Source organism: Pseudoalteromonas sp. Ld19 (assembly GCF_045064135.1).
GTDB classification, from domain to species: Bacteria; Pseudomonadota; Gammaproteobacteria; order Enterobacterales; family Alteromonadaceae; genus Pseudoalteromonas; species Pseudoalteromonas aliena.
Genome location: NZ_JBISHA010000029.1, coordinates 24377 through 31115, shown reverse-complemented (window position 1 = coordinate 31115; position 6739 = coordinate 24377). Strand labels below are relative to the sequence as shown.

The window sequence follows — 6739 nt, the reverse complement described above, 5'->3', positions numbered from 1 at the left end:
GCTTAAACGCACAAGTACGTGGTCAAGACGCGGCACTTTATAATTCAAATAATGCAATGTCGATGATGCAAACAGCGGAAGGCGCGTTTGATGAAATGACAAACATTGCTTACCGTATGAAAGAGCTTGCAACACAAGCTGCCAATGGTACAAATGGCGATGATGAATACACGGCTCAAACTGCAGAGTATACTGCTTTAGCTGAAGAGCTTAATAGTATTATGACAAATACTTCTTTTGGCGGGACAAAACTACTTGATACTGCGGCGACAGGAAAGTTTACAGCAGCTGTAAACTTTCAAGTCGGCTCTAGTGTTGCTGAAAAATTAAGTGTTGATATCAGTAAAACTTTATTAGACGGCACTAATGATTCTGTGCAGCTGTCAATAAATAAGATTACTACCACTGTTTCTACAGGTACAGGTGCAGCGGCTGGTTTAATCGAAAATCAAGCTGATGCTGGTACCCAACTTGGTTTTGTTGATACACTGGTTAAAACTATCGGTACGGCGCGCTCTGCTCTAGGTGCGTCAATGAATCGTCTTGATCATACAATGAATAACGTAACTAATATGAAAGAAAATACCCAAGCAGCGGCCTCTACGCTAATGGATGCTGATTTTGCGGCTGAAACGTCTAATATGACAAAGCAGCAATTGCTAATGAACTCAGGTATTTCTGTGTTGAGTACAGCTAACAGCACAACACAAATGATTGGCTCATTACTTCGTTAATAATTCAGTTTATTAACGAATTAATTAGTTTTGTACAATTAAAATAGCTATATTTCTTATAGCTATTTTAATAAATAAAAATTCATCTGAGTTTTTATTTATTAAAATAAATACTTGGAGAATACAATGAGTTTATCGGCACTAGGTATCGACCCTTCTAATTTAGCACGCCAGTACACACAAATTGAACGCGCATCAAAAGATCAGCTTTTAAATAATAAAAATAGTGATTTTACTAATAAAATTAAAGCATTTGATGGTCTAAAAAGTAACTTAACGAGCTTTTATACAGACTTAAAAGCAGGATTAAAAACTGAAACAAGTTTGTTTAGTAATAGTGCAACACTAAGCGATGAAGGGTCTTTAAGTGTAACGGCAAGCGGTAAGGCTACTAATGGCGATTATGATGTGTTTGTAGAGCAATTAGCGCAGGCGCATCAAGTCGCATTGAGTTTTGATCCTACAAAAACGCTAAGCACAGATGGTGAGTTTAATATTGATTTGGCAGGGGATTCGTTCAGTGTTGACCTTTCTACACTGGGTGCTGATGCAAAATTAAGTGATTTAGCCAGTGCTATAAATAGCCATGCAGATAATAGTGGCGTAAAAGCTACATTAATGCGCTCTGGTAGTGAAACTTTTCTAGTGATGACCAGTGAAGAGTCGGGGGCTGCTAACCAGGTCTCATTAAACTTTACTGCTGGGGCTGATGCTAATGGCGCTGATATTACCAATGCGATTGCTACTAAAACAGAGCTCACCGCAGCCCAAGATTCTATTATAAAACTAGGTGCAAGCTCTGCGCTGACAATTACTTCAACAACGAATAAACTTGAAGATGTAATAGAAGGCGTAACATTAAACTTAACTAAGGTACAAGCGCCAGGTGATAGCCCTATTCATGTAACGATTGAGCAAGATCAAGAAGCAAGTAAGGCGAATGTCAAAAGCTTTGTTGATGCATTCAATGGCTTAGTTAATGGTATTACAAGTAATGAAAATTTAAAGCGCGACAGTATGGCCAGTGGCCTTGCTCGTGCGCTACGAAATGACTTTCAAGGTACATTTGAAGGCAAAACACTTTATTCAGTGGGTATTGAGTTTGACCGTACTGGTAATTTAACAATCAATAATGAACGATTAGAAGCCGCTATGGCAAACGACCCTGAGGCATTAACTAAAATGCTGCAGGGTGAAACCGGCTTGATGTCTAAACTTGAAAAACGAGTAGAGCCATACACAAAAAGCTATGGCTTAATGAGCGACAAAAAAGATACATTGCAATCAAGCTTAGATATTGTAGTGAGGCAGCAAAAAAGCCATAACACCTCAATGGAGCAGGTGTATCAGCGTTATTTATCGCAATTTACGCAAATGCAACAGACTATTGCGCAATTAGAATCTACAATGGGCCAATTTGGAAGCTAGGGATTAATAATGTTAGATTTAAATGATGGCTTTTCGGCTTATAAAAGTACGTCTGTTGATGCGAAAGCGGCAAGCGCAGATATACATAAATTGGTACTGATGTTATTTGATGGCTTTTTGGATGAACTAGAAAGAGCCTCAGGGCATATTACTCAAAAGCGTTATGATAAAAAAGCCGAGAGTATTGAAAAATTAATGCGCATACTCGGCGGGCTTGAAGCATCACTAGACCTTGATAAAGGGGGAGAGGTTGCATTAAACATGCAGAAGCTTTATCAGCACTGCGGGCAAGCATTATTGCAAGCGAGTTTAAAAAATGATTTGGCATTTATAGATTCAACACGAGTGGTAATGACGAACTTGCAGGAAGGCTGGCAAGGATTGGGTACGCAAATAGCTTGATTGTTTATGTTATACCCATTTTATAAAAACATGATGATTCTAGCGTATTAAACATCACCATGATTCAATACGTTATACCAATTTGCTTATATATGGGGTCTATTTAACGTTAAGAAAATTACGCTAGAACTAGGCAAAAATTTTTGTATCTAGTTGTTCTAAATAAAAAATTTTTAACGACGTTATAGTGCAATTTAATTCGTTAAATTGATCAACGATTTATGCAGTTTGGTATTAGTAAACCTCTTAACCAGAGTTCAGGTTAGTTAACAAAAACCGGCTAATTTTAGCTGGTTTTTTTGTTAGTGGGCTTAGTTACTTCCAAGCTACTTCCGCAGCGGAAGTTAAGCTTCCGTTTTGGGTGGTTTTTAATGTTTTTATTAAGTAAAAACAATGAGTTGCTATTGGCTTGATTTTTGCTATATTTCAATGTGTTTTATTATAGGTTGATACTGTTCATGGATATATCTAAGAAGCAAACTGAGCAAAAAATTGAACAGTTACTTTGCGCTATGGAGCGAGCAGTTCAAGATAACAATTGGTTTAAAGTAAAGGAAGCCGATAAAAAAATGCACTTATTGCTTGGCTTATCTGAAAAAAAACCTTGGTTTGATTCAATAGAGCCTCAGCGTAGATCACTTAAAAAACGCTATACAAAAATTATAAGTGTAATTGCGAAACAGCAATCAGATATCAAAGTGAAAATGCAAAGTCACCAAAATAATAAAGAAGGCATTGAAGCGTATAAAGAACTGAGCGAAGGAAGTGATTTATGAATATTCAACTTGGCAATATTGCATCGAAAGCTGAATTTGATGTTACAAGCAGTAAAAAAATAATAAGTAACGCGAATGCAGTTGATTCTGCTGTTAACGAACCTGCGTTTGACGAGCATGCTTTGTCTACTCAAAAAGAGATGGATGAAAACAGCGCGCAGTTAATTAACGAAGATTCTATTGATGATGATACAGGCGATGAATTTTTGCTTATAGAACCCGTTGAAGTGTCGCCAGAGCAACCGGCTAATCACCCTTTATTAAATTCAATTGGACAATATAAAAGTTCAGGTCTCAACACTTTAAATGAGATACCTTCACAAATTGCAGAGAGTGAAAACAGCACTGCTATTTTAGATGAGCCCCTGATTGAACAAGCTAATTTACCCGAAACGCCCGTTAATAAAAAGGTTGCAACTGCTTCGCTTATTAATGAGCAAGCCATAAATAGTGCGTTAAATTCAACAAAGTCGCAGAGTGCTCCAGCAACTGTTCAAGTGAATTTAAATGCAGAGCAATCAAACGCAGTTTTAAATAACGGCTTCAATGTAGGTAATCTAGATACTGCGGCCCAAATTATTAATACAGAGCTAAATACAGTAACGAAAAATAATAATTTACAGCATACGGGTATCGCACTTCAAAGTTTGCAAGGGCTACTTCGGCCTTCATCAATACAACCTACGGTAAATGGCAAGGTTAATTCAATTGATACAAATATCAGTGAAGTACTTACTCATAAGAGTGATTTGCACAAGCACACACTAAATGCACTACCCAATAGTTTTAGCATTGAAAGCCGTGACTTATTAACTCAAAAAACAGCTGTACTTAACCCGTTTGCACATAATGAATCTTTAGCTGATACATTCCAATGGCGCCAAGAAAAGCTCAAGGGTGGACCAAATGAGTGGGGGCAACGCTTACTCAATGTGCTAGGTGATAAGGTCAATTTGCAAATAGGGCAGCAACTACAAAAAGCGCAGATCAGATTAGATCCTCCGAATTTAGGGCGAATAGACATTTCTATTAGTGTTGATGGAGATAAAACGTCAGTTAGTTTAATAACAAGCAATCCACAAGTTAGAGATGCTATTGCGCAAACATTGGATCAACTGCGTCAAACGCTTTCTCAAAATGGCAGTGTGTCGGTAGATTTAAATTTTGATGATAAACAACAAGAGCAACAACATAGCGCTAGCGATGAAAAGGTTGCTGAAAATATTTCGTTAGTTGATAACACCGAACAAGACGATGAACTGAGACAAACAGTATCATCAGGCTGGTTAAACAAATTAGTATAACTATTAATATTGGTTAGAGTGAGGTAAATGTGAAGAAAATAATATTAGGCGTTGGCGCTTTAGTTTTGATTATAGGTGCATTTTTAGCTGGTAAATTACTCGATAGTGACTCTAATCAACAAGGAGATGCAGGCTCAACGAATACAGAAGCGAATATAACTGAATCGCAGTACCATGAAATGGAGCGATTTATAATTAGTGTTTCGGATGAGAGTTATGCACGCTACTTAGTGTTGGATCTTGTTTTGGTGATTCCGCCTTATATTGATAATAAAGTATATGCCGCAGAAGCAACCCCTTTGTTGCGTAATGTACTGGTAAAGCAATTTGCGAATATGAGTCATGCTGACGTAAAAGCTTTATTTAAAGATATCGATGCAGTCCAAAAACTATTACTAGAGCAATTTAACCTCGTTTTAATAAATAAAACGCCCTTAAGGTTAGATAATGTTCTCGTCACTAATGTATTCATTCAATAGGATACGCTTAGTATGTTGCTGAATGAAGAGTGGGGCGAGCTCACATCAGAGCCCCTAGTGACGCTATCACCGGCAAAAGAAACTGAGTTGTTAACTCAGTATTCTTTTTTGGTAAAAAGAGCGGCAGCGCACATGCGAACACAAGTTGGCGTGCTTGTGGATAACGATGATATTCAACAAATAGGTTTGGTGGCTTTATTATCATCACTCAGGCGCTATGGTCGAGATATAGATGAAAAATTTACCGCTTTTGCATTTAAACGTATTCGCGGTGCGATGCTTGATGAGTTTAGACGCTTAGATTGGCGACCTAGGCAGTTAAGGCAGCAGTCTCATCAACTTCGCGACATGACACGCACATTAAGAAAGCAACACGGTCGAGAGGCAACAGATACTGAGCTGTGTGATGCGCTTAACATTGAGCATAATGAATTAATTAAACTTCAGTATAGCGAACAAGCAGAAGCTATTGAGAGTTTGGAGAGCTTGCTTGAAGATAATCCCAAATTGTCAATTACCTCACCTAGTTCAGAAGATAAAGCCGATACGGTATTGATGTTAAAAAAAGCAATGAGCGGGATGAATACCCGAGAAAAGCTGCTTTTACAGTTATATTACACACATGAAATGAATATGAAAGAGATAGCACTCACTCTTGAACTTACAGAAGCTCGAGTTTGCCAGTTACATAAAAGAGCGCTCGAAACACTAACCAAAAAGCTTCAACAAATTTAATATCTGAGGGATAAATAATGCAAAGAGTTATCGGTTTACTAGTAGTGCTAGGTACAGTACTTGGCGGCTTTGCCTTCGCCGGCGGCAATATTGCAACTATGTGGCAGCCAGCTGAATTTGTGATCATACTGGGTGCAGGTATTGGAGCTCTTATTGTGGGAAACTCTAAGTATGTTTTAACTGAAATGTTGAGCCAACTTAAATACCAATTTATAAGTGGCAAAGGAAGTAACACCGCTGAGTTGTACCACGATCTGTTGTTAGTTATTTACTCACTGCTTGACTTGGCTCGCGTTAAAGGGATTAAAGGCTTAGATGAGCATGTTGAAAACCCTGAAACAAGCTCTATATTTCTTGCTTACCCAAAAGTGTATGAATTTCCTCAATTAGTGACGTTTATTTGCGATAACTTACGTTTATTTAGTATGGGTAAAATTACATCACATGATTTTGATGCCATGCTGGAGCAAGAAATCTATACAATAGAAGAACAAAAATTAAAGCCTTCGCATGCCCTTGCAAATACAGCAGAGGCGATGCCTGGTTTTGGTATTTTGGCGGCTGTAGGTGGGATTATCATAACAATGCAACACCTTGACGGTGCATTGAGTGAAATTGGTTATCATGTTGCGGCTGCGTTAGTAGGAACATTTATAGGTATATTTGCCTGTTATTGTTTAATTGCGCCTTTAGCTTCTGCGATGGAGCAATATGTAAAAAAACAAATGGCAATGCTTGAATGTGTACGTGCGATGCTTGTTGCTCATGCAAAAGGACATGTGCCTATTGTTGCTACTGACTCGGGTAGAAAATTAATCAATGAAGAAATTAAGCCTACTTTTACCACTATGGAAGAATGGATAAATAATAAGGCCGCCTAG

8 protein-coding genes are annotated in these 6739 nt (G+C 38.0%); all 8 read left to right on the top strand.

What is annotated here, in order from left to right; translation table 11 throughout:
- On the top strand, nt 1–734 hold a 734-nt coding region (locus tag ACJJVZ_RS20095; RefSeq protein ID WP_405597004.1), incomplete at its 5' end, for a flagellin.
- Nucleotides 735–860: 126 nt separating this feature from the next.
- Entirely contained in the window at nt 861–2162 is a 1302-nt protein-coding gene (fliD, locus tag ACJJVZ_RS20090) for a flagellar filament capping protein FliD (RefSeq protein WP_405597002.1), read from the top strand.
- A gap of 9 nt (nt 2163–2171) precedes the next feature.
- On the top strand, nt 2172–2564 hold the full coding sequence (fliS, locus tag ACJJVZ_RS20085) for a flagellar export chaperone FliS (protein ID WP_077535672.1): 393 nt from the start codon (nt 2172–2174) through the stop codon (nt 2562–2564).
- Between the two features lie 458 nt (nt 2565–3022).
- On the top strand, nt 3023–3340 hold the full coding sequence (locus ACJJVZ_RS20080; protein WP_138585926.1) for a hypothetical protein: 318 nt from the start codon (nt 3023–3025) through the stop codon (nt 3338–3340).
- Complete coding sequence (locus ACJJVZ_RS20075) at nt 3337–4644, top strand: flagellar hook-length control protein FliK (protein WP_405596997.1); 1308 nt, start codon at nt 3337–3339, stop codon at nt 4642–4644. Before ACJJVZ_RS20080 ends, ACJJVZ_RS20075 begins: the two co-directional genes overlap by 4 nt.
- A gap of 29 nt (nt 4645–4673) precedes the next feature.
- Nucleotides 4674–5123, top strand: a complete 450-nt coding sequence (locus tag ACJJVZ_RS20070) for a flagellar basal body-associated FliL family protein (protein ID WP_405596994.1) — start codon at nt 4674–4676, stop codon at nt 5121–5123.
- Nucleotides 5124–5135: 12 nt separating this feature from the next.
- Entirely contained in the window at nt 5136–5858 is a 723-nt protein-coding gene (locus ACJJVZ_RS20065) for a FliA/WhiG family RNA polymerase sigma factor (protein ID WP_138585928.1), read from the top strand.
- Between the two features lie 17 nt (nt 5859–5875).
- Nucleotides 5876–6739, top strand: coding sequence for a flagellar motor stator protein MotA (gene motA, locus ACJJVZ_RS20060; protein WP_077538731.1), 864 nt, complete (start codon nt 5876–5878; stop codon nt 6737–6739).

What these genes read in the sequence shown, in the direction of transcription:
- fliS (WP_077535672.1), top strand. Translation starts at nt 2,172, where the DNA reads ATGTTAGATTTAAATGATGGCTTTTCGGCTTATAAAAGTACGTCTGTT.
- ACJJVZ_RS20065 (WP_138585928.1), top strand. Translation starts at nt 5,136, where the DNA reads ATGTTGCTGAATGAAGAGTGGGGCGAGCTCACATCAGAGCCCCTAGTG.
- ACJJVZ_RS20080 (WP_138585926.1), top strand. Translation starts at nt 3,023, where the DNA reads ATGGATATATCTAAGAAGCAAACTGAGCAAAAAATTGAACAGTTACTT.
- fliD (WP_405597002.1), top strand. Translation starts at nt 861, where the DNA reads ATGAGTTTATCGGCACTAGGTATCGACCCTTCTAATTTAGCACGCCAG.
- ACJJVZ_RS20075 (WP_405596997.1), top strand. Translation starts at nt 3,337, where the DNA reads ATGAATATTCAACTTGGCAATATTGCATCGAAAGCTGAATTTGATGTT.
- motA (WP_077538731.1), top strand. Translation starts at nt 5,876, where the DNA reads ATGCAAAGAGTTATCGGTTTACTAGTAGTGCTAGGTACAGTACTTGGC.